1 protein-coding gene is annotated in these 1,219 nt (G+C 61.6%); it reads right to left on the bottom strand.

All coding sequences use genetic code 11. The features are described from left to right. A partial coding sequence (locus ACWEFV_RS32340; RefSeq protein ID WP_450073117.1) for an alpha/beta hydrolase occupies positions 1–1,180 on the bottom strand: 1,180 nt, incomplete at its 3' end. Positions 1,181–1,219 lie beyond the last annotated feature (39 nt).

Below are 1,219 nucleotides of genomic sequence, written 5' to 3'. Positions count from 1 at the left end.
CACCACCGAACAACCACCGCGGACGCTGACTGAGCGTGCGCCGCCCCTCAGTGTCGACCCGATGGGCCTGCCCCGCCGCGATCCGACCGAAATTAGTCAGCGACTCGCTACGCACCTGCAAGGTTCCCGGATCCATATAGGCCCAGTACAAACTGTGCGTCATCCGCGATCCCGGACCCATATGGTCCAGCGCAGCCGGGAACTCAGCGGTAATCCGGCGGGCACCGAAAATATCCATGGCCGGATCGATGCCCTGACCCATCCCACGGACAGTGCGACCCCGATCACCGGTCCGCTCACCGCCAAGCCCAGTCGTGCGGTCCCGCGACGACGACGCCACGAACACGTTGTCACCGATCCCGAAATCGGCAGCCGTCCGCAACGGCCCCGCCCCCGGGGACCCAATCAACGTGATCGTCCGCACCTCGTCAGCCAACCGCTCACCATGACCGGCATGACTGACCGCGCTCGACCCGTACGAATGCGCGAAGATGTGATTGTCCCTGAAATGACTTCCATCACCAGTGAATACGTCGCGCCCAACATTGAACGACTGAATATCACTACAGAAAATCTGCCCGCCTCGCTGGGCCATCCACTGAAACCCAACCCGCGGATCCCAACTCCCCGGCGGCCGATAACCAAGATAGGCAATCGACGCCGCCGACAGACCCGGGTCCTCCTGCAACGTCGACTGCAACTGATTGAAACTCCGACGCATGATCGTATTCAGACTCTCGATCGACGTCGTCATCCCCGGCACATACCAGGAAACCGACTGCGCCGTATAAGGATCAGCACCGAAACTGACTATCGCACGCCCGTTACCACCAAACGCCTGAGGATCCAGCGCCAACAGATACGGACCACCCACACCCAACCGGGCAGCATTGCGCTGCCCCGAACGCATCGCGGCCTCAACATCATTCATCAGATCGACGTACCGCTCCTGCATCGCATCCAGCGCCACCCCGTTCTCACGCCGAGAAACCAACAGATCACGATGCGCCAAATACCGGCGCAACATAATCGAATTCCCCTCATGACGAACCAACGGCGGAATGCCCTCCGCATTACCGATCTCATTCGGATACGTCTCGACCAACGCCCGCTGCTGAGCCGCAGACAAATCCCCCCACCACCGCGCATTCGCCCGCGCCCGCGCCACCGCATCAACCACCGCCACCCGATGATCAGCCGGACTCACCAGACCCGAAGC

The organism is Mycobacterium sp. NPDC004974, assembly GCF_053600815.1.
This window is presented reverse-complemented; position numbering and strand designations above follow the sequence as displayed.